Origin of the sequence: Curtobacterium sp. RIT-PI-V (assembly GCF_025642935.1) — a bacterium.
In the GTDB taxonomy this organism is placed as follows: domain Bacteria; phylum Actinomycetota; class Actinomycetes; order Actinomycetales; family Microbacteriaceae; genus Curtobacterium.
This window is the reverse complement of the sequence record NZ_JANZKM010000010.1, coordinates 1-18,287: the sequence shown is the minus strand read 5'-3', so window position 1 is coordinate 18,287 and position 18,287 is coordinate 1. Positions and strand designations below refer to the sequence as shown.

Annotated in this window: 19 protein-coding genes; 11 read left to right on the top strand and 8 right to left on the bottom strand. The window is 71.3% G+C overall.

Annotation, left to right across the window (positions count from 1 at the left end; translation table 11 throughout):
• Nucleotides 1–104: 104 nt before the first annotated feature.
• From uriH to OGL88_RS08120, 6 genes are read left to right on the top strand one after another with little or no spacing between them, the layout of a single operon-like run.
• Complete coding sequence (gene uriH, locus OGL88_RS08145; RefSeq protein ID WP_263091080.1) at nucleotides 105–1,133, top strand: uridine-preferring nucleoside hydrolase UriH; 1,029 nt, start codon at nucleotides 105–107, stop codon at nucleotides 1,131–1,133.
• A gap of 5 nt (nucleotides 1,134–1,138) precedes the next feature.
• Nucleotides 1,139–2,569: a uridine transporter UriT gene (uriT, locus tag OGL88_RS08140; RefSeq protein WP_263091078.1), complete on the top strand. Its 1,431-nt coding sequence runs from the start codon at nucleotides 1,139–1,141 to the stop codon at nucleotides 2,567–2,569.
• On the top strand, nucleotides 2,566–3,426 hold the full coding sequence (locus OGL88_RS08135; protein ID WP_263055363.1) for a ribokinase: 861 nt from the start codon (nucleotides 2,566–2,568) through the stop codon (nucleotides 3,424–3,426). Before uriT ends, OGL88_RS08135 begins: the two co-directional genes overlap by 4 nt.
• 40 nt (nucleotides 3,427–3,466) lie before the next feature.
• A complete protein-coding gene (locus tag OGL88_RS08130; RefSeq protein WP_263055364.1) occupies nucleotides 3,467–4,411 on the top strand; it encodes a Ppx/GppA phosphatase family protein in 945 nt (314 codons plus the stop codon).
• Nucleotides 4,412–4,430: 19 nt separating this feature from the next.
• On the top strand, nucleotides 4,431–5,141 hold the full coding sequence (locus OGL88_RS08125) for a DUF998 domain-containing protein (protein WP_263055365.1): 711 nt from the start codon (nucleotides 4,431–4,433) through the stop codon (nucleotides 5,139–5,141).
• A complete protein-coding gene (locus OGL88_RS08120; protein WP_205463671.1) occupies nucleotides 5,138–5,746 on the top strand; it encodes a TetR/AcrR family transcriptional regulator in 609 nt (202 codons plus the stop codon). The genes OGL88_RS08125 and OGL88_RS08120 overlap by 4 nt, the downstream gene beginning before the upstream one ends.
• Here OGL88_RS08120 and OGL88_RS08115 read toward each other — a convergent pair.
• Nucleotides 5,743–6,363 (bottom strand): antibiotic biosynthesis monooxygenase, encoded by a 621-nt coding sequence (locus tag OGL88_RS08115; protein WP_205463672.1) that lies wholly within the window; start codon nucleotides 6,361–6,363, stop codon nucleotides 5,743–5,745. The two genes, OGL88_RS08120 and OGL88_RS08115, sit on opposite strands and share 4 nt — an antisense overlap.
• 46 nt (nucleotides 6,364–6,409) lie before the next feature.
• Nucleotides 6,410–7,429: a non-homologous end joining protein Ku gene (gene ku / locus OGL88_RS08110; RefSeq protein ID WP_263055367.1), complete on the bottom strand. Its 1,020-nt coding sequence runs from the start codon at nucleotides 7,427–7,429 to the stop codon at nucleotides 6,410–6,412.
• Between the two features lie 106 nt (nucleotides 7,430–7,535).
• Between ku and OGL88_RS08105 the strand changes: the two genes are divergently transcribed.
• From OGL88_RS08105 to OGL88_RS08085, 5 genes are all read left to right on the top strand, one after another.
• The gene (locus OGL88_RS08105) at nucleotides 7,536–8,426 is read left to right on the top strand and encodes an SDR family oxidoreductase (protein WP_263055368.1); all 891 of its coding nucleotides are present in this window, start codon (nucleotides 7,536–7,538) and stop codon (nucleotides 8,424–8,426) included.
• On the top strand, nucleotides 8,423–10,939 hold the full coding sequence (locus OGL88_RS08100) for an ATP-dependent DNA ligase (RefSeq protein WP_263055369.1): 2,517 nt from the start codon (nucleotides 8,423–8,425) through the stop codon (nucleotides 10,937–10,939). The genes OGL88_RS08105 and OGL88_RS08100 overlap by 4 nt, the downstream gene beginning before the upstream one ends.
• Before the next feature lie 166 nt (nucleotides 10,940–11,105).
• Nucleotides 11,106–11,261, top strand: coding sequence for a hypothetical protein (locus OGL88_RS08095; RefSeq protein ID WP_205463676.1), 156 nt, complete (start codon nucleotides 11,106–11,108; stop codon nucleotides 11,259–11,261).
• 237 nt (nucleotides 11,262–11,498) lie between these two features.
• Nucleotides 11,499–12,029 carry an RNA polymerase sigma factor gene (locus OGL88_RS08090; RefSeq protein WP_263055370.1) on the top strand — a complete coding sequence of 177 codons (531 nt, stop codon included), beginning with the start codon at nucleotides 11,499–11,501 and terminating at the stop codon, nucleotides 12,027–12,029.
• Nucleotides 12,026–12,922 carry a hypothetical protein gene (locus OGL88_RS08085; RefSeq protein ID WP_263055371.1) on the top strand — a complete coding sequence of 299 codons (897 nt, stop codon included), beginning with the start codon at nucleotides 12,026–12,028 and terminating at the stop codon, nucleotides 12,920–12,922. The genes OGL88_RS08090 and OGL88_RS08085 overlap by 4 nt, the downstream gene beginning before the upstream one ends.
• 79 nt (nucleotides 12,923–13,001) lie before the next feature.
• Here OGL88_RS08085 and OGL88_RS08080 read toward each other — a convergent pair whose 3' ends face one another.
• The 6 genes from OGL88_RS08080 to OGL88_RS08055 all read right to left on the bottom strand — a co-directional run bounded on the left by OGL88_RS08080 (nucleotide 13,002) and on the right by OGL88_RS08055 (nucleotide 18,095).
• Nucleotides 13,002–13,178, bottom strand: coding sequence for a hypothetical protein (locus OGL88_RS08080; protein ID WP_263055372.1), 177 nt, complete (start codon nucleotides 13,176–13,178; stop codon nucleotides 13,002–13,004).
• Nucleotides 13,179–13,189: 11 nt separating this feature from the next.
• Nucleotides 13,190–14,182: a sugar phosphate isomerase/epimerase family protein gene (locus OGL88_RS08075; protein ID WP_263055375.1), complete on the bottom strand. Its 993-nt coding sequence runs from the start codon at nucleotides 14,180–14,182 to the stop codon at nucleotides 13,190–13,192.
• 159 nt (nucleotides 14,183–14,341) lie between these two features.
• A complete protein-coding gene (locus tag OGL88_RS08070) occupies nucleotides 14,342–15,025 on the bottom strand; it encodes a fumarylacetoacetate hydrolase family protein (RefSeq protein ID WP_263055373.1) in 684 nt (227 codons plus the stop codon).
• Between the two features lie 33 nt (nucleotides 15,026–15,058).
• A complete protein-coding gene (locus OGL88_RS08065; RefSeq protein ID WP_205463682.1) occupies nucleotides 15,059–15,274 on the bottom strand; it encodes a hypothetical protein in 216 nt (71 codons plus the stop codon).
• Nucleotides 15,255–15,605 (bottom strand): hypothetical protein, encoded by a 351-nt coding sequence (locus OGL88_RS08060; RefSeq protein WP_205463683.1) that lies wholly within the window; start codon nucleotides 15,603–15,605, stop codon nucleotides 15,255–15,257. The genes OGL88_RS08065 and OGL88_RS08060 overlap by 20 nt, the downstream gene beginning before the upstream one ends.
• 93 nt (nucleotides 15,606–15,698) lie before the next feature.
• Nucleotides 15,699–18,095, bottom strand: a complete 2,397-nt coding sequence (locus OGL88_RS08055) for a phosphoketolase family protein (RefSeq protein ID WP_263055374.1) — start codon at nucleotides 18,093–18,095, stop codon at nucleotides 15,699–15,701.
• Nucleotides 18,096–18,287 lie beyond the last annotated feature (192 nt).

The following is an 18,287-nucleotide window of genomic DNA, read 5'->3' as shown; positions in this document are numbered from 1 at the left end:
TGTCAAACGCTTGACGCGCTGCGCGACGACGCTCTGTCGGACCGCGGATCCCCACCGCGTCGAGCACAGACCCCTCGATTCCCCGAAGAAGTGGAGCGCCCAGCGTGCCCAGTGCGACCAACACCGCTGCGACCCAGCCCGCGAAGATCATCCTCGACTGCGACCCCGGCCATGACGACGCCGTCGCCATCCTGCTGGCCCACGGCAACCCGGACATCGAGCTCCTGGCCGTCACCACCGTCGTCGGCAACCAGACGCTGCCGAAGGTCACCCGCAACGCCCTCGCCGTCGCGCGCATCGCCGGCATCACCGGAGTGCCGTTCGCCGCGGGTGCCGACCGTCCGTTGCTGCGCCAGATCGAGGTCGCGCCGGACATCCACGGCGAGAGCGGACTCGACGGGCCGATGCTGCCCGAGCCCTCGTTCGAGCTCGACCAGCGGCACGCCGTCGACCTGATCATCGAGACGGTCATGGCGCACGAGCCCGGCACCGTCACGCTGGTGCCGACCGGCGGCCTGACGAACATCGCCCTCGCCGCCCGCAAGGAACCCCGCATCGTCGAGCGCGTCAAGCAGGTCGTCCTCATGGGCGGCGGCGTGCACGTCGGGAACTGGAGCCCGGTGGCCGAGTTCAACATCGTCATCGACCCCGAGGCCGCCTCGATCGTCTTCGACGCCGGCTGGGACGTCGTCATGGTCGGCCTCGACCTGACCCACCAGGCCCTCGCCACCCCGGAGGTCGCCGCGCGCATCGCCGCCGTCGGCACCGCCCCCGCCGCGTTCGTCGGCGAGCTGCTCGACTTCTTCGGCCAGACCTACAAGGATGCGCAGGGCTTCGACGCCCCGCCGGTCCACGACCCCTGCGCCGTCGCGTACGTCATCGACCCGACCATCGTCCGCGCCGTGAAGGTCCCGATCCACATCGAGACCCAGGGCACCCTGACGCTGGGCATGACCGTCGCCGACTTCCGTGCGCCCGCGCCGGAGGACTGCCGCACGAGCGCCGCGATGGAGCTCGACCACGGCCGGTTCTGGGACCTCGTCGTCGACGCCCTCGAGCGCATCGGCGAGACCCCCGACACCGGCTGGACCCCGCGCCCCGCCACCACCAACGCCACCTCGACGGAGATCTGAGCACCATGACCACCACATCGACGAAGAAGTCGATCGGCGCCCTCACCGCGGCGCTCCTCGCAGCGTGCATCGCGTTCCAGCTCAACGCGAGCATGCTCAGCCCCGCGCTGGTCACCATGGCGCGCGAGCTCAAGACCGACGACGCCACCATCGGGCTCTCGCAGACCCTGTACTTCACGCTCGCGGCGCTCTTCTCGCTGTTCTTGCCGCGCCTGTCCGACATCGTCGGCCGCAAGCGCGTCCTGCTCGGCATGCTCGCCGTGATGCTCGTCGGCAGCATCGTCGCCGCGCTCGCCGTGAACGTGCCGATGCTGTTCGCCGGCCGGATCATCCAGGGCGTCACGGGGCCGGTCGTCCCGATCTGCCTGCTCGTCCTGCGCAACGAGATCGCCGACCCGAAGCGCTACGGCGCCGCACTCGGACTGCTCACCGCCGTGAACGGCGGCATCGCCGGCGTGGACGCGCTGGCCGGTGGCTGGATCGCCACGAACTTCGGGTTCCGCGGGATCTTCTGGGTCATCGCCGTCGTCACCGTCATCGCGCTGGCGCTCGTCGCCGTGTGGGGTGTGGAGTCGAAGCCGTCCGCGGGTACCCGGATGGACTGGATCGGCGTCGTCCCCCTCGTGGTGAGCGTCGGCGCGCTGCTCACCGCGTTCAACGAGGCCGGCAAGCTCGGCGCCGCGAACCCGGCACTGGTGATCGGCGGCATCGTCGTCGCACTCGCCGCCTTCGCGGTCTTCTGGGCGGTCGAGTCCCGCGTGCAGGAACCGCTCGTCGAGACTCGGTTCCTGAAGCGCCGTGCCACGTGGGCGCTCCTCGCGACGACGTTCCTGACCATGACGGGCGTCTTCGCGGTCGTCAACGGCCTGGTCACGTCGCTCGCGCAGAACGGTGACGCCGGCTTCGGGATGGAACCCGACCTCGCCTCGCTCGTGTTCCTCACCCCGTACGCGCTGGTCGGCTGGATCGTCGGTCCGTTCGCGGGACGCCTCGCGCCGACCATCGGCTACCGCGCCGTGCTCCGCGTCGGCCTGATCGGCAGCATCGTCTCGACGGTCCTGATGGCGCTGGTGGGCGTGCACTCGCTGCCGGTCCTGGTCACCGCGACCGTCCTGATCGGCATCACGTACGCGGGCATCGCGAACATCATCCTGAACGGCCTGGGCATCGTGCTCTCGCCGGAGTCGAACCCCGGCTTCCTGCCGGGCCTGAACGCCGGTGCGTTCAACCTCGGCGCCGGGGTCAGCTTCGCCGTCCTGCCGGCGCTGCAGATCGCGCTCGGGGTCGGCGGGTCCGCGGGCACCGCCGGATACTCCGGTGGCATGCTGCTCGGTGCCGTGATCACGACCGCCGCGCTCGCGATCTCGTTCCTCATCCCCCGCCCGGAGAGCGCCGAGACCACGTCCGTCGCGCCGCAGAAGGAGACCGTCCGTTGACCCAGACCATCGTGATCGTCGGATCGCTCAACGCGGACCTGGTGGTCCGGACCGAGCGGTTCCCGAAGCCCGGTGAGACCCTGCACGGGTCCGACCTGGCGATCCTGCCGGGTGGCAAGTCCGCCAACCAGGCGGTGGCTGCCGGGAGGCTCGGGGGCACGGTCCGCATGATCGGTGCGGTCGGCGACGACGGGAACGGTGCGTTGCTCCGCGACTCCGTCGCGGCTGCGGGTGCGGACACCACGCACGTCGCCGTCCGGGAGGGCGTGGCCACCGGCACCGCCGTCATCACCGTGGACGCCGCGGGGGAGAACACGATCGTGATCTCCGCCGGCGCCAACGGCACGCTGACGCCGGCCGACGTGCCCGCCGACGCCTTCGACGACGCCGGCGTGCTCGGCCTCTGCCTCGAGGTCTCGATCGACGCCGTCCTCGCCGCAGCCCGGGCAGCGCACGCCGCCGGGGTCACGGTGCTGACGAACCTGTCGCCCTTCGGGGCCGTCCCCGCCGAGCTGCTCGAGCTGACCGACGTGTTGCTCGTCAACGAGCACGAGGCCGAGTCGCTCGGCGAGCACGGTGTCGCGCGCTCGATCGTCACCCGCGGCGGCTCGGGCTGCGTCGTGCACGACGGCGAGGCGGACCCGGTGTCGATCGACGCCGTCCGGGTCGAGCCGGTGGACACCACGGGCTGCGGCGACGCCTTCATGGGTTCGGTGGCCCTGCGGCTGGCGGCGGGGGACTCCCTCGTCGACGCCGCACGCTTCGCGGTGGGGGTCGGGGCGTACGCCGCGACCAAGGCGGGCGCGCAGGCCTCGTACCCGACCACGGCGGAACTCGAGGCGTTCCTGCGGGCGTGAGTCGGGCCTCCAGACGTTCCCCGGCCGCTAGCGTTGTGGCATGCGCGTGGGAGTCCTCGACATCGGGTCCAACACCGGCCACCTGCTCGTGGTGGACGCCCACGGCGGCGCCGCGCCGCTGCCGGCGTCCTCGTTCAAGCAGCCGTTGCGGCTCGCCGAGCACCTGGACGACTCGGGCGCGGTGACACAGCAGGGGATCGACGCCCTGACCACGTTCGTCGCCGACGCCGTCCGGGTCGCCGAGGAGCGCGGGTGTGAGGACATGCTCGCGTTCGCCACCTCGGCGGTGCGCGATGCCGGCAACTCCGAGGCCGTGCTCGCCCACGTCGAGTCCTCCACCGGGGTCGAGCTGGCCGTCCTGTCCGGCTCCGACGAGGCCCGGCTGACGTTCCTGGCCGTGCGCCGCTGGTTCGGCTGGTCCGCCGGTCGCCTGGCGGTCTTCGACATCGGCGGGGGGTCGCTCGAGATCGCTGGCGGTGCCGACGAGGCGCCGGACGTCGCGTGGTCGATGCCGATCGGCGCCGCACGGCTCGCGCGCTCCTACTTCGCCGCGGGTACCCCGACCGAGGACGACGTCCGCCGCCTCCGGCACGAGATCCGTGTGGAGATCGCTCGCGACGCCGGCAAGTTGCTCCGTGCCGGTCGGCCGGACCGGGCCGTGGCGACCTCGAAGACCTTCCGGTCGATCGCGCGGATCTGCGGGGCGGCGCCCTCCGGTGCCGGGCCGCTCGTGCCGCGGGTGCTCGACGGTGACGTACTCCGGTCGAAGCTGCCGGCGCTCCTGACCATGTCGGTCGCCGAGCTGGGGGAGCTGCCCGGGGTGTCGGCCAGCCGGGCGCACCAGGTGGTGCCGGGTGCGCTCGTCGCCGAGGCCTGCCTCGACATCTTCGACTTGCCGGCGCTCGAGATCTGCCCGTGGGCCCTCCGCGAGGGCGTGATCCTCGAGCGACTCGACCAGCTGTCGGTGCTGGGCAATTCCCAGTAGTGACCGGTATGGTCAGGGAATGACCAGATCGGACACTCCCAGTACGTTCATCCCCGGCGCACTCTGGACGGTCGCGGGGGTCGGCTGGCTCGTCGGCGAAGCCGTCTCGGCGTCGGCGTTCCCCGGCTACAGCTACGCGACGAACTACATCTCCGACCTCGGGGTCCCCGACGTCGGCGCGTTCCAGGGGCGGTCGATCGACTCACCGCTGCACGTGCTCATGAACACGACGTTCATCGGGCAGGGCGTCCTGTTCGGGATAGCAGCGGTGCTCGCCGTCGTGGTGTTCCGTGCAGCGTCCCGCCGTGCGCGGGTGGCGGCCGCGGTCCTCGCCGTGGTCCACCTGGTCGGGATGGTGCTGGTCGGCTCGTTCCACGGCAGCCAGACGAGCACCGACGGCGGCACCATCGTGTTCCACGTGCTCGGCGCCGCGGCAGCGATCACGACCGGCAACCTCGTGGCGATCACCGCCGGCATCGGGTCTCGGGCGCTGCGGGCGCCGGCGGCCTACCGGATCACGAGTGTCGTGCTCGGCATCGTCGGCCTCGTCTCCCTCGTGATGCTCGTCGTCGACTCGTCGTCGACGGTGATCGACGTGCTCCCCGACGGCGTGTGGGAGCGTGCGTCCGTGTACACGATCGTCGCGTGGGAGCTCGTGACCGGGATCACCCTGCTGGTCGCGGGGGCCCGGCGCCGGCGGGCGGCACGGGCCGCAGCGGTCGGCGCGTGACCCGCCCCGCGCGCCGGGCTCGGCCCTCGGCCGAGGAGATCAACGGGGACGTCCTGGACATCACCGCCGGGCTCATCGCCCGCCGCGGCATCAAGGACACCGCCGTGCAGGCCGTCGCCGACCAGGCCGGCTACTCGAAGGCGGGCATCCTCGCCCGGTTCACGAGCAAGGAGCTGCTCGTCGAGGCCGCGCTCGCGCAGTGCACCGCGCAGACCGAGGCGATCCGGGCAGCTGCCGCCGCCGCCCCCGCGGGGAAATTCCGCGACGCCGCGGCGCTCGCGGGGATCACCGACCTCGCACTCGCCCGGCCGGGGTGGGCGGAACTCGCCCTCGCCGCGTTCACGCTGCGACGCGGGGACGACGTCGGTGCGCGGCTGGTCCCGGTCGCAGCGATCTTGCTCGAACTCTTCGGCCTGGACCTCGGCGACCCCGCGGCCGCGTCGCTCGACCGACGAGCCCGGGTGTCCGGTGCCTTCGGCGCGATCATGATGCTCGCGCTGACCTACGAGAACGACGCCTCGGCGACCGAGGCACGGCCGCACGTGCTGCGGGTGGCGTGGGACGCCCTCGGACACGGCGGCGACGTGCCGGGGGCGGTCGGTTAGGTCCGTGTCGTCCGCGCGGACCTCGGCGGGGCGAGCAGCCACGGACGGATCAGCTTCGTCACGAACGGCAGCACCCAGAACGTCATGATCGGCGTGAGCACGAGTGTCGTGATGAGCACCCGCGGCAGCGCTGCGAGTCCCGCGAACGACGGCACGAGCAGCCCGACGACGACCGTGAACGCCAGGTTCACCGGGAAGAAGCCGAGCCAGATGCTCACCGCCTGCTTCCATCGCGGGGGCGCGCTCGAGGCCGGGGCGTCCTGCGGGACGTCGAACCAGCCCTCGATCCCGGTGCGTTTCTCGACGCGGGACTCCACGACGAGGTCGCGGCCGAGGTCAAGCCAGCGCAGCCGGTCGTCGGAGTTCTCCCACGTGGCGAGCGAGTCGTGGTCGGCGAAGCGGTAGAGCATGTGCCACTCGCGGGACTGCGCCCGGGACCGGACCCACCCGGAGCCGAGGAAGCCCGGGTAGCGGTTGGCGAGGTTCACGCCGGACTGCACCCAGCGGGTGACGTCCGGGATGCGGTCGGGTTCGACCAGGCGGGTGATGGACACGGTGACGGGCGGGCCGGCGGTCTCGGGTGACGACTGGAGGCTCCCTGGCTCTTGTGGAGTCATGGGTCCAGTCTCGCGGACGCGTGTTACCGGCTCGTGTCGAACGGTCCTAGCTCGCCTGCTTCTTCTCGGCGGGCGCCTTCTTCGCCGCGGGCTTCTTCGCGGGCGCCTTCTTGGCCGGGGCCTTCTTCGCCGGCGCCTTCTCGGTGGCCTTCGCGGGCGCAGTCTTCTTCGCAGGCGCCTTCGCGGCCGGCGCCTTCTTCGTCGAGCCGGACGCGCTCGAGTCGGAACCCGACGACGAACGCGAGCTGGACGACGAACGCGACCCCGAGCCTCCTGTCCGCTTCTTGTCCACGGATGCACGCAGGGCGGCCATCAGGTCGAGGACGTCACCGCCCTCGCCCTCGTCGTCCTCGTCGTCCTTCGCGCCGAACGTCTTCTCGGTGTCGATGTCGTCTCCGGCGTCGAGTTTGGCGTCGATGAGCTGCTGCAGTTCCTCTTGGTAGGAGTCGGTGTAGCGGTCCGGATCGAAGTCCGTCGACATGCTCTCGACGAGCGACGACGACATCTTCAGCTCGTTCGCGCTGACCTTCACCGACGAGTCCAGCGCCGTGAAGTCGGCGGCCCGGACCTCGTCGCCCCAGAGCAGCCCCTGCAGCAGGATGACGTCGTCGTGCACGCGCAGCACGCCGAGCCGGGTCTTCTGGCGCAGCGTGAACTGCACGATCGCGAGGCGGTCGGTCTTCGCCAGGGTCTCGCGCAGCAGCACGTAGGCCTTCGGCGAGCGCGAGTCCGGCTCGAGGTAGTACGTCTTCTCGAACATCATCGGGTCGACCTGCTCGACGGGGACGAACTCGAGCACCTCGACCTCGTGCGACTGCTCCTCGGGGAGCTGCTTGAAGTCGTCCGCGGTCAGCACCACGGTCTTGTCGCCGTCGTCGTAGGCGCGCTGGATGTCGGCGTACTCGACCTCGTGGCCGAACTCGCAGACGCGCTTGTATCGGATGCGGCCCTTGTCCTCGTCGTGGACCTGGTGCAGGGACACATCGTGGGTCTCGGTGGCTGCGTACACCTTGATGGGCACGTTGACGAGCCCGAACGCGATGGAGCCCTTCCAGATCGACCTCATGCGCACATGATGCCCGTGTCCGCACGGGAGTGCCCGCAGCCGACGGGTTCTCCACAGATCCGGGTTCGCTGGACCGTCGACCGGGCGACGCGAGCACGATGGGCGCATGAGCCAGCTCGACAAGCAGGACCCGCGCTCGCAGTTCCCCAGACCGCCGTTCCCCGCGCAGACGCAGCAGGGGTCCGGGCTGGCGAGTGCGATGGACCCGCCGCCCGACCACGGTGAGGTCTCCTACCTCGGCACGGGGCGCATGCGGGGGTACCGCGTGCTCGTCACGGGTGCGGACTCCGGCATCGGCCGGGCCGCGGCGATCGCGATGGCGAAGGAAGGGGCCGACGTCGCACTGAACGCCCTGCCCGAGGAGATCGACGACCTGACCGAGGTCCGTGACGTCATCGCCGACCTCGGTCGCAACGCCGTGATGCTGCCCGGTGACCTGACGGACGAGGCCTTCTGCGACGAACTCGTCCGGACGGCGGTGCGCGACCTCGGCGGGCTGGACGCCCTCGTCCTGGTCGCCGGACACCAGCTGGTGCACGAGGACGTCACCGAGCAGTCGACCAAGGACTTCGACCGCACGATGAAGGTCAACCTCTACTCGCTGTTCTGGCTGGTCCGCGCCGCGGTCCCGCACATGGCGCCGGGTAGTTCGATCGTGACGACGAGCTCGGTGTCCGCGTACCAGCCGCAGGACCGCATGATCGACTACGCGGCGACGAAGGCCGCCATCATCACCTACACGAACGGCCTCGCACGGCAGCTCGCGGCGAAGGGCATCCGGGCGAACACCGTGGTACCCGGGCCGGTGTGGACGCCGCTGCAGCCGATCAGCTACCCGGGCGACGAGATCGCACGGTACGGCCAGGACACCCCCTTCGGCCGGCCGGCGCAGCCCGTCGAGCTCGGCAGCGCCTACGTGTACCTGGCGGGGCCGGAGTCGTCGTACACCTCGGGCACGACCCTGACGGTGGCGGGAGCGACCGGGGTGGCGCTGTGAGTCCGGCGGCCCGCAAGACCGTCGTCGTGGTCGGCGATCGGCGACTGGCGCTGACGAACACGGACAAGGTGCTCTACCCCGAGACCGGCACGACCAAGGGACGGGTGATCGAGTACTACGAGCGTGTGGCGCCGTGGATGATCCCGCACGTCAAGGACCGCCCGGTGACCCGGAAGCGGTGGGCGAACGGGGTCGACGGCAAGGTCTTCTTCGAGAAGAACCTGCCGGACTCCGCCCCGGACTGGGTCCGCCACCACACCATCCACCACTCCGAGCACGACAACGAGTACCCGATCGTCGACGACCTGCCGACCCTCGTGTGGATGGCGCAGCAGGCCGCGCTGGAACTGCACGTGCCGCAGTGGCGGTTCGGCCCGCGCGGTGGGCAGCAGAACCCGGACCGGCTCGTGCTCGACCTGGACCCCGGCGAGGGCGTCGGCCTGCCCGAGTGCGTCGAGGTGGCGGTCGCGGCACGCGAGATCCTGCACGGCATGGGGCTCGACCCGTACCCGGTGACCTCCGGCTCGAAGGGGATCCACCTCTACGCCGCCCTCGACGGCCGGTCGACCACGGCGAACGTCTCCGACGTCGCGCACGAACTCGCGAAGGCGCTCGAGCACGACCTGCCCGACCTGGTGTTGTCGTCGATGAGCCGGGCCGAGCGGACGGGCAAGGTGTTCGTCGACTGGTCGCAGAACAACGGCAACAAGACGACGATCGCGCCGTACTCGCTGCGCGGCCGCGGGCGGCCGACGGTCGCAGCACCCCGCACCTGGAAGGAACTCGAGGAACGCGGGCTCGCGCAGCTCACGTTGGACGAGGTCCTCGAGCGCCTGGAGGCGCACGGCGACCACCTGCACCCGGTCGCCTCCGCCTCGCTGGCCGTCGGACGCGACGACCACGGTCACTGGGACAGCGACCGGACCGAGCGTGCGAACGACGCCGAGCAGCCGGCTCGCGACCGGCTCACCGCCTACCGCGCGAAGCGCGACGCCTCGAAGACGCCGGAACCGGTTCCCGAAGGAGCCCCCACGGTCCGGAAGGACGGCACCCCGACGTTCGTGATCCAGGAGCACCACGCCACCCGCGACCACTACGACTTCCGGCTCGAGCACGACGGCGTGCTGGTGAGCTGGGCACTGCCGAAGGGCGAACCGACCGACCCGGGCAAGAACCACCTGGCCGTGCAGACCGAGGACCACCCGCTCGAGTACGGCGCGTTCGAGGGCACGATCCCGAAGGACGAGTACGGCGGTGGCACGGTCACGCTCTGGGACGACGGCACCTACGAGCTCGAGAAGTGGCGCGAGGGTGAAGAGGTCATCGTCACCCTGCACGGCCGGACCGGCGGCGCTCGCCGACTGGCGCTCCTGCACACTCGCGGCCGGGGCGGAGCGGGCGACGAGAAGAACTGGCTCATCCACCGCACGAAGGAGCAGCCCGACCGCATGGCGGACACCGGCGGCGCGACCGACGCGGGGCGGGCCTCCCGTCCATCTGCCGCGCACCGAGACGGACAGCGGCGCATCAGCGGAGCCAGCCCGGCGGACACCGCTCCGGGGGGCCGACGGACCATGCAGGCCACCCTGGCGAAGGACGCACCCCGGCTGGACCCGGCCGACTGGGCGTTCGAGATGAAGTGGGACGGCGTCCGTGCGCTCGCCACCGTCCGGGACGGCTCGGTCACGCTGCGGAGCCGGAACGACAACGACCTGACGGCGCAGTACCCGGAACTCCAGGAACTCGGCGACCGTGCCGGGGTCGACGGCGTCTTCGACGGCGAGATCGTCGCGTTCGACGACCGGGGGCGCCCGAGCTTCCAGCTCCTGCAGAACCGGATGGGCCTGACGAAGGCGCGTGAGGTGCGGGCGGCGCAGCAGGCGACCCCCGTGCGGTTCCTGCTCTTCGACGTGCTCGAGGCCGACGGGCACGAACTCACCCGCCTGGCGTACGACGCCCGGCGACAGGCACTCGAGACGGTCGTCGAGCCCGGCGGGGCGATCGACGTGCCGCCGGCCTCGCAGGGCGACCTCGACGGCGTGATGGCGTCGTCGCAGGAGCAGGGCCTCGAAGGGGTCGTCGCGAAGAAGCGCAGTTCGAAGTACGCCGAGGGCAGGCGGTCCGAGGCCTGGCTGAAGCTCAAGCACCACGCCACGCAGGAAGTGGTCGTCGGTGGGTGGAAGCCGGGCAGTGGTCGTCGAGCGGGCGGCATCGGCTCGTTGCTGCTCGGCGTGCCCGGTCCGGACGGTCTCGAGTACGTCGGCAAGGTCGGCACCGGGTTCCGCGACCGCGACCTCGACGAGATCGCCGCATCGCTGCGACCGCTCGACCGGAAGACCTCGCCCTTCCTCGACGTGCCGCGGATCGACGCACGGGACGCGCACTGGGTGACGCCGAAGCAGGTGGGCGAGGTCGAGTTCGCCGAGTGGACCGGTGACGGGCGCCTCCGGCAGCCGTCCTGGCGGGGCTGGCGTCCGGACAAGAACCCGGATGACGTGGTGCGCGAGCACTGACCTGCCTGCCGTGTGCCAGCTCGCGAACGCGCTGATGCGTGCGCATGGGGTCCGCCCGTGGCGAAATTCCGTCCCCCGTCCATCGCTCGGGCGGGGGACGTTTCCACTCGCCCGGCCGCCGATCCGCCGCCGACTGTTACGTTCACCGGGACGAAAGGGCCTGGGGATGAGCTCGAGCAAGTACCTGCCGCCGTTCACGGCCGAGGAGCGCGTCGCGATCAACGGGGACCGTGCAGCACGGACGCCGGTCGATCCGGGGGTCGTCGTGACGGACACCGAAGCGACCTACGCGGACTTCCTCGCCGACGAGACCGACGAGTAGCCGCCGGGGCGGGGGAGAAGACGGCCCGTGCACCGGATCAGGGAGCGCACGGGCCGCCGTCGAAGCACCGTGACCGACCCTTCAGGGACGGCCGGCCACGGCGCGCTCGAACCAGGCGCGCGGAGGCGCACCTGGTAGGCACGTAGTGAAGACGAGACGAACGCCCGATTCGTCACACGAGAATCCGAGATCCGCGAAGAGGAGCTGCTCCTGTCCAGCGACGAAGCCCTCGCGGCGTTGTCCGACGCGTCGCTCGTCGAGCGCAGCGCCGACGGCGACACGGCCGCGTTCGGGGTGCTGATCCGTCGGTACGGACCGCACATGCGGGCCTACGCGGCGCGGATCCTCGGGTACGGCGACGGCGAGGCCGACGACGCCGTCCAGGAGGCCGCACTGCAGGCTTGGCAGCGCATCGACCGGGTCGAGGACCCGGAGCGGGTGCGCAACTGGCTCTTCCGAATCGCGGCCAACAAGGCCCTCGACCGGCTCCGCAGGCGACACCCGCACGCCGACCTCGAAGCGATGCTCGACGCCCCGGACGAACGACCCGTCGACGAAGTGGTCGCCACGCGGATGCAGGTGCGGGAACTCGCGCGTATCGTGCAGGCACTCCCGGATGCACAGCGCGCCGTCTGGGTGATGCGCGAGGTGGGTGGGGCGCCCTACGCCGAGATCGTCGAGGCGACCGGGCTGCCCGCGCCGACCGTCCGCGGGTTGCTCGCACGTGCGCGGCGACACGTGCTCGAACAGATGGAGGGGTGGCGATGACCGACGACGTCGACGACCGTCACGGTGCCTTCACGCTGGACGAACTCTCCGACTACCTCGACGCCGACCGGATCCCGGTGCGGGCGGACATCGAGGGTGATCCCGAAGCGGTCGCCGCACTCGAGCGGCTGCAGGCCCTGCGGGTGGCCTCACGGGACCTGCTCGACACCGAGGCATCGGCGGACGGCGACGAGCGCTGGATCAGCTCGGTGCTCGCGTCCATCCGGACCACCGCCCACGCCGGACGGGACATCCCCGTCCCCGACGACGATCCCGCCGCGCACCTGGTCGTGACCGAGGGGGCTCTGCGCGGACTCGTCCGCACCCTCGGTGACGACGTGCCCGGTGTCGTGGTCCGTCGGACCCGGTTCAGCGGTGACGTCTCCACCCCCGGAGGTGTCGTGGACGTCGACGTCACCATCGTGGCCACGCTCGAAGCGTCCGTGTCGGACCGTGCCGAGGCGCTCCGGGCACACATCACATCGGTGCTCGGCGCGCACGCACCGTTCCGGATCCGCAGTGTCGTCGTCCGCGTCGCCGACGTCGTGGTCGGGGGGGACACCGTGACCGCGGACGTCCGGGTGCTCTCCCGCGAACTCACCGCGGCCGTCCTCGCGGTGCCGGGCGTCCGGTCGGTCCTGCCGCCCGGACCCGGCCTCGCCACGCTCGTCCGCGACGTCCGCTCCGTGCTCGAGATCCCGCGGGACGGCGGGGCCGTGCTCGTGCAGGACCGTCCGGACGGGGCGCGGGTCCGCGTGGCCGTCACGACCGACCGGTCCGTGCCGACGACCACGGTCATCCGGGCCGTGCGTGACGCCGTCGTGACCGCCGCGCGCCACTTCCTCGGGGCAGCGCCCTCCGACGTCACGGTCCGCGTCGTCGAGATCGACTGACGCCGCGACCCGACCGGACGCCGACAGCTGGGCCGGCTCAGCCGGCGCGGCGGCCGTCAGTCGGCCGGCGCGGTGAGCGTCAGGCGGCCGGTGCCGGTCCGTCCGACGGCTCGGCGTCGTCCGCGACGGGGAGGCCCTCGTCGACGAGCTCGTCCTCGCCGGGTTCGGACACCTCGGCCGCGGCAGCCTTGGCCTCGTCGATGGACTCCTGCGAGCGGCGGAGGAGGTCGTCGTTGTGTGCAGTCTGGTCGCTCATGCTCCCGGAGGCTACGCGGGCGTGCCTGTGTCAGCGTCCCGACGTCCGGCCGGGCGGTGCGATCCCGAGGGTGTCCCGCCCCGCGGATCGGTGCTGGGATGGGGCGGTTCGAAGTCGACCGCTGAGGTCGGAGCCGGTGTCGAGGGCATCGCCGGCGCTGCCGGTGCGCCGTACGCGTCGGCCGCGTCGAGCACGGCGCGCGTCGCCGCCGCAGCCGTCCGCAGGGCGTCGCCGATCGGCATCGCCCGGTGGCCGGGCGTCCGGACCTCGACACCCCACGGCTCGTCGAAGCCGAGCTCCCGGACGGTGCGCACGAGCCCTGGCAGGTCCCACGCGCCCGCGCCGGGCAGGTACCGTGCCTCGCGGGATTCCTCGGACAGGGTCATGCCGGCCGGGGTGTGCAGGAGCCCGTCGCTCAGTTCGACCGCCGCGAGCGTCGCGGGCGCGACCGCCTGGCGGATCGACGCCAACGTGGACCCGCCCCGCAGGGTGTGCATCGCGTCGAGCAGCAGCCCGCCGTTCGGGTGCCCCGCCGCCGCGACGAACCGCGAGGCCCGTTCGATCGTCGGCAGGTTCGACCACGGCTCGGGTTCGAGGACGAGCTGCGCGCCGACGGCCGCGGCCTGGTCGGCCAGCACGGTCCAGTCGGCGGCCATGGTGATCGGTGATGCGCCGGGCAACGTCGTGTCGGCACGAGCGATCACCTGCCAGGCGCGGAGCGCCGCTGCGGCCTCGAGGACCACCCCACGGTCGGCGACGTCGTCGTCGGTTCGGCTCGTGCACGTCCACCAGCGGTCGAGCGGCCCCAACTGGACCCAGACGATCCCTGCACCGTCGAGCATGCGGCGGAGTTCGGCAAAACCCGTCGTCGCACGCACCTCGTGCAGGTCGTCGAGTGACAACGAGAGTCCGGCGAACCCAGCGGCACCGACCGAGTGGACCCGTTCGCGGATGGGCTCGGCGCCCGCCCACGTCCACGACGTCGCCAGCAGATCGTGTTCCATCACGGCCGTACCTCCGTCATCCCGGAGCAGCCGCGGACGCCCGTCGCGATGGTCCTGCCCCGTGTGTGCGACGCCGCGATCCCCACCTGGCGTCGCACCAGGGATACCCCGCGTGTCTGCGAGCGTTCCCAGCGGCTCGTCACACCGCGGAAACGCCGGTCAGATGATCCGGGTGCGCACCGTGCCGATGCCGGCGATCGTCCCGACGGCGAGCTGCCCGCGTTCCAGGGGCCCGACCCCCTCGGGCGTCCCCGTCATGAGCAGGTCCCCGGGGGCGAGCGTCACCGACCGCGACAGCGCCGCGATCGTCTCTGCCACCGACCAGATCTGCTCCGCCAGGTCACCGACCTGCCGTCGTTCGCCGTCGACGACGAGCTCGATCACACCGGCCGTCGGGTCGGTGCCCTGCGCCGGGACGATCGCGCCGATCGGTGCCGAGGCGTCAAACCCCTTCGCCGTGTCCCAGGGCCGGCCGAGGCGCTTGGCCTCGGCCTGGAGGTCGCGTCGGGTGAGGTCGATGCCCACCGCGTAGCCCCAGACGTGGGTGAGCGCGTCGTCGACGCCGATGTCCGCGCCGCCGGTGCCGATCGCGACGACCAGTTCGACCTCGTGCTCGAGCTGGGTCGTCTGCGGTGGGTGCGGGGTGTCCGCGTCGTCGACGACGACGGCGTCCGGGGGTTTGGTGAAGAAGAACGGCGGCTCGCGGTCCGGGTCGTGCCCCATCTCGCGTGCGTGCGCCGCGTAGTTCCGACCGACGCAGAAGACGCGTCGGACGGGGAAGCGCGCGCCCGTGGTCGTGGGGACGGTCGGGAGGCTCGGGGCCGGGATGACGAGGTCGGTCACGGTCTCAGCGTGGCAGGCTCGCAGGGCGTCGGTTCAGCTCTCACCGAAGGACGCCTCGTACTTGAGCTTCCGCGCGCGGGCGCGCTCCTGCCGTTCGCGCCACTCGAGCCGCATCTGCGCGAGCTGTTCTTCGGCGCCCTTGGCGCGCATGAGCGGACCGTAGTGGGGGCTCGCGAGGAGCCGTGGTGTCGTCATCTCGCGGTTGTCGAGCCATCGTTTGAACTCTTCATCAGTCAGTCTCGAGATCATCTGTGACCAATCCTTCCTGTTGTGTCCGGGCTTCCGCTCGTGCTGCCTCGAAGTCGGCGAGCGCTGTGGACGTCCATGTGTCGTCATCAGTCGTCCAGCTCCGGGTCACCAGTGCCGCGGACATCACGGCCGCTGCCGCGCGCCTGTCCTCGTCATCCGAGGTCGCGCGGTCGGCGACCCATGACCAACGCTGCCACCAGAGATCCCGGTGCCCCAAGAACTCGGTATTTCGCCGCCCGGCCCGCCCGTTGACCACCGACACGACCAACGCGCCGACGGCCACGAGGGCACCGACCACCGACACGACCGCACTCGTCACCGCGACATCCATGCGGACCACCTTCATGCCACAGGACCGGCCAAGCGGCGGGCGCGACCGGTCCTGTGGACGGTGATCCGGGCCTCCCGGCCTGTGCAGGAGGGATCAGGCAGACGGGTCCTGCGGCCACCCCGAGAACTCCCAGCCGTCGACCGACGGGTGGTCCTCGCCCCGCGAGTAGGCGTACTCGCGGGCGGCGTCCCGTGCAGCGGACAGCCGGTCGAGCAACTCGGCATGCGCGCCGGCATCGACCCGCGTGAGCGCGTCGTGGGCCAGGGAGAACCGGTCCATCTCACTGAGCATGAGCATGTCGAACGGCGAGGTCGTCGTGCCCCGCTCCAGGAACCCGTGCACGTGCAGGTCGTCGTGGCCGTTGCGGCGGTACGTCAGCTGGTGCACCAGCGACGGGTAGCCGTGGAACGCGAACACCGTGGGCGTCCCGGGCAGGAAGAGCGCGTCGTACTGCTCATCGGGGATGGCGTGCTCGTGCTTCCGGTGGTCCCCGAGCGACAGCAGGTCGACGACGTTGACCACCCGGACACCCACGTCGGGCGCGTGCTTCCTGATGATGTCCGCCGCGGCGAGGGTCTCGACCGTGGGGACGTCTCCGGCGCTGGCGAGGAGGACGTCGACGCGTCCGACGGTCTGTTCGGTGCCGGCCCAGTCCCAGACCCCGAGACCTGCTTTCTCGTGGACGACGGCGTCCTCGAGGGACAGGAAGACGGGCTCGGGGTGCTTCCCGGCGACGATCACCTCGATGCGGTCGGTGGTCTCGAACGCGTGCGCGGCGACGGCCAGCAGGGTGTTCGCGTCGGCGGGCAGCTTGATCCGCACCAGGTCCTGCTGCTTGGACGCGACGACGTCGAGGAACCCGGGGTCCTGGTGGGAGAACCCGTTGTGGTCCTGCCGCCAGACGTGCGACGACAACAGGATCGACAGGTTCGACACGGGCGCACGCCAGTCGATGTCGGTCGAGGACTCGAGCCACTTGGCGTACTGCCCGACCATCGAGTCGATGATGTGGGCGAACGCCTCGTAGGTGTTCAGGAGCCCGTGCCGGCCGGAGAGGACGTAGCCCTCGAGCATGCCCTCCAGCAGGTGCTCCGACAGCACCTCGGTCACGCGTCCACGGGCAGCGAGGTGCTCGTCGCCGACCGCGCGTTGTGCCCGCCACACGCGCGAGGTGACGTCGAACACGGCGTCGAGCTTGTTCGAGATCGTCTCGTCGGGGCCGAAGAGCCGGAACGTCGACGGGTTCTTCGTGATCAGCGCTGCGAGCCACGGGCCGAGCGTGCCGGTGGCCGAGGCCTTCGAGCCGGCGGGGACCCCGTACGCGTCGAGCGCTGGCCGGTCGAGGGCCGTCCGGATGCGTCCGCCGTTGGCGTGGGGCGTGGCGCTCATCCGGTCGTCGCCGGTCGGACGGATCGTCGTCGTGATCCCGAGGGGGTTCCCGTCCGCGTCGAAGAGCTCCTCGGGTCGGTAGGACCGCATCCACTCCTCGAGCTGGGCGCGGTGTGCGGAGTTCTCGCGGACCTCGGACAGCGGCACCTGGTGGGCACGGAACGTCCCCTCGATCTGCTGGCCGTCGACCTCCTTCGGCCCGGTCCACCCCTTCGGACTGCGGAGGATGATCATCGGCCAGCGGGGACGCAGGTCGGCGGCGCCTGCGGGTTGTCCGGCAGCCGCACGTTCGGCCTGCGCCCGCGCTGCCGCCTGGATGTCGTCGATCGACGCGAGCGCTCGACGCAGGGCGCCGTCGAACAGGGCGTGCACGGCGTACGGGTCGTCGTCGACCCGCTTCGAGTCCACCACGATCGGGTCGTAGCCGAGACCCCGGAAGTAAGCGGTCAGGTCGTCACCGGGGATGCGGGCGAGGACGGTGGGGTTCGCGATCTTCCACCCGTTGAGGTTGAGGATCGGCAGCACGGCGCCGTCGGACACCGGGTCGAGGAAGGTGTGCGCCTGCCACGACCCCGCGAGCGGTCCGGTCTCCGCTTCACCGTCGCCGACGACGCACGCGACCACCAGGTCGGGGTTGTCCAGGGCCGCTCCGTACGCGTGGGCGAGGGAGTAGCCGAGTTCGCCGCCCTCGTTGATGGAGCCGGGTGTCTCCGGTGCGGCGTGCGACGGGATCCCGCCGGGGAACGAGAACTGCCGGAAGAAGCGCTGCAGGTCGTCGTCCGGGTACAGCTCGCCCCACGTGCCGTCGAGCCAGGCGTTCGCGTTCATCGCCGGGCCGCCGTGGCCCGGGCCGCAGACGTACAGGAACTCGCGTCCGGTCTCGGCGATCAGCGCGTTGCAGTGCGCGTACACGAGGTTGAGGGCAGGCGAGGTGCCCCAGTGACCGAGCAGCCGGGGCTTGATGTCGTCGGGTTCGATCGGCCGCCCCAACAGGGGGTTGTCGAGCAGGTAGATCTGTCCGACCGTCAGGTAGTTGGCGGCACGCCACCAGGCGTCGACCGCCCGGAGTCGGTCGGTGGTGGAGAGCTGTGCAGGGGCCATGCCCCCACGGTACGAAACGCCGAGCCCGTGAACCTCAGGAAACCCGTCCCAAACCGATCGCGGGGGTGCACCGAATGAGTTGCACAGGGCAAAAGCCCAGGGCGCTCTCCGGTCAGACATGGCCGTTGTTCAGCGTACGCACAGGAGCATACGTCGGCCGTCGGCCGGGGCGCCCACACAGCAAAGGACAGA

Coding starts and splice junctions, on each gene's coding strand:
- OGL88_RS08085 (WP_263055371.1), top strand. CDS start 12,026: ATGACCGACGACGTCGACGACCGTCACGGTGCCTTCACGCTGGACGAA.
- uriT (WP_263091078.1), top strand. CDS start 1,139: ATGACCACCACATCGACGAAGAAGTCGATCGGCGCCCTCACCGCGGCG.
- OGL88_RS08125 (WP_263055365.1), top strand. CDS start 4,431: ATGACCAGATCGGACACTCCCAGTACGTTCATCCCCGGCGCACTCTGG.
- OGL88_RS08075 (WP_263055375.1), bottom strand. CDS start 14,182: ATGGAACACGATCTGCTGGCGACGTCGTGGACGTGGGCGGGCGCCGAG.
- OGL88_RS08055 (WP_263055374.1), bottom strand. CDS start 18,095: ATGGCCCCTGCACAGCTCTCCACCACCGACCGACTCCGGGCGGTCGAC.
- OGL88_RS08080 (WP_263055372.1), bottom strand. CDS start 13,178: ATGAGCGACCAGACTGCACACAACGACGACCTCCTCCGCCGCTCGCAG.
- OGL88_RS08105 (WP_263055368.1), top strand. CDS start 7,536: ATGAGCCAGCTCGACAAGCAGGACCCGCGCTCGCAGTTCCCCAGACCG.
- OGL88_RS08115 (WP_205463672.1), bottom strand. CDS start 6,363: ATGACTCCACAAGAGCCAGGGAGCCTCCAGTCGTCACCCGAGACCGCC.
- OGL88_RS08130 (WP_263055364.1), top strand. CDS start 3,467: ATGCGCGTGGGAGTCCTCGACATCGGGTCCAACACCGGCCACCTGCTC.
- OGL88_RS08065 (WP_205463682.1), bottom strand. CDS start 15,274: ATGATCTCGAGACTGACTGATGAAGAGTTCAAACGATGGCTCGACAAC.
- OGL88_RS08060 (WP_205463683.1), bottom strand. CDS start 15,605: ATGGATGTCGCGGTGACGAGTGCGGTCGTGTCGGTGGTCGGTGCCCTC.
- ku (WP_263055367.1), bottom strand. CDS start 7,429: ATGAGGTCGATCTGGAAGGGCTCCATCGCGTTCGGGCTCGTCAACGTG.
- OGL88_RS08095 (WP_205463676.1), top strand. CDS start 11,106: ATGAGCTCGAGCAAGTACCTGCCGCCGTTCACGGCCGAGGAGCGCGTC.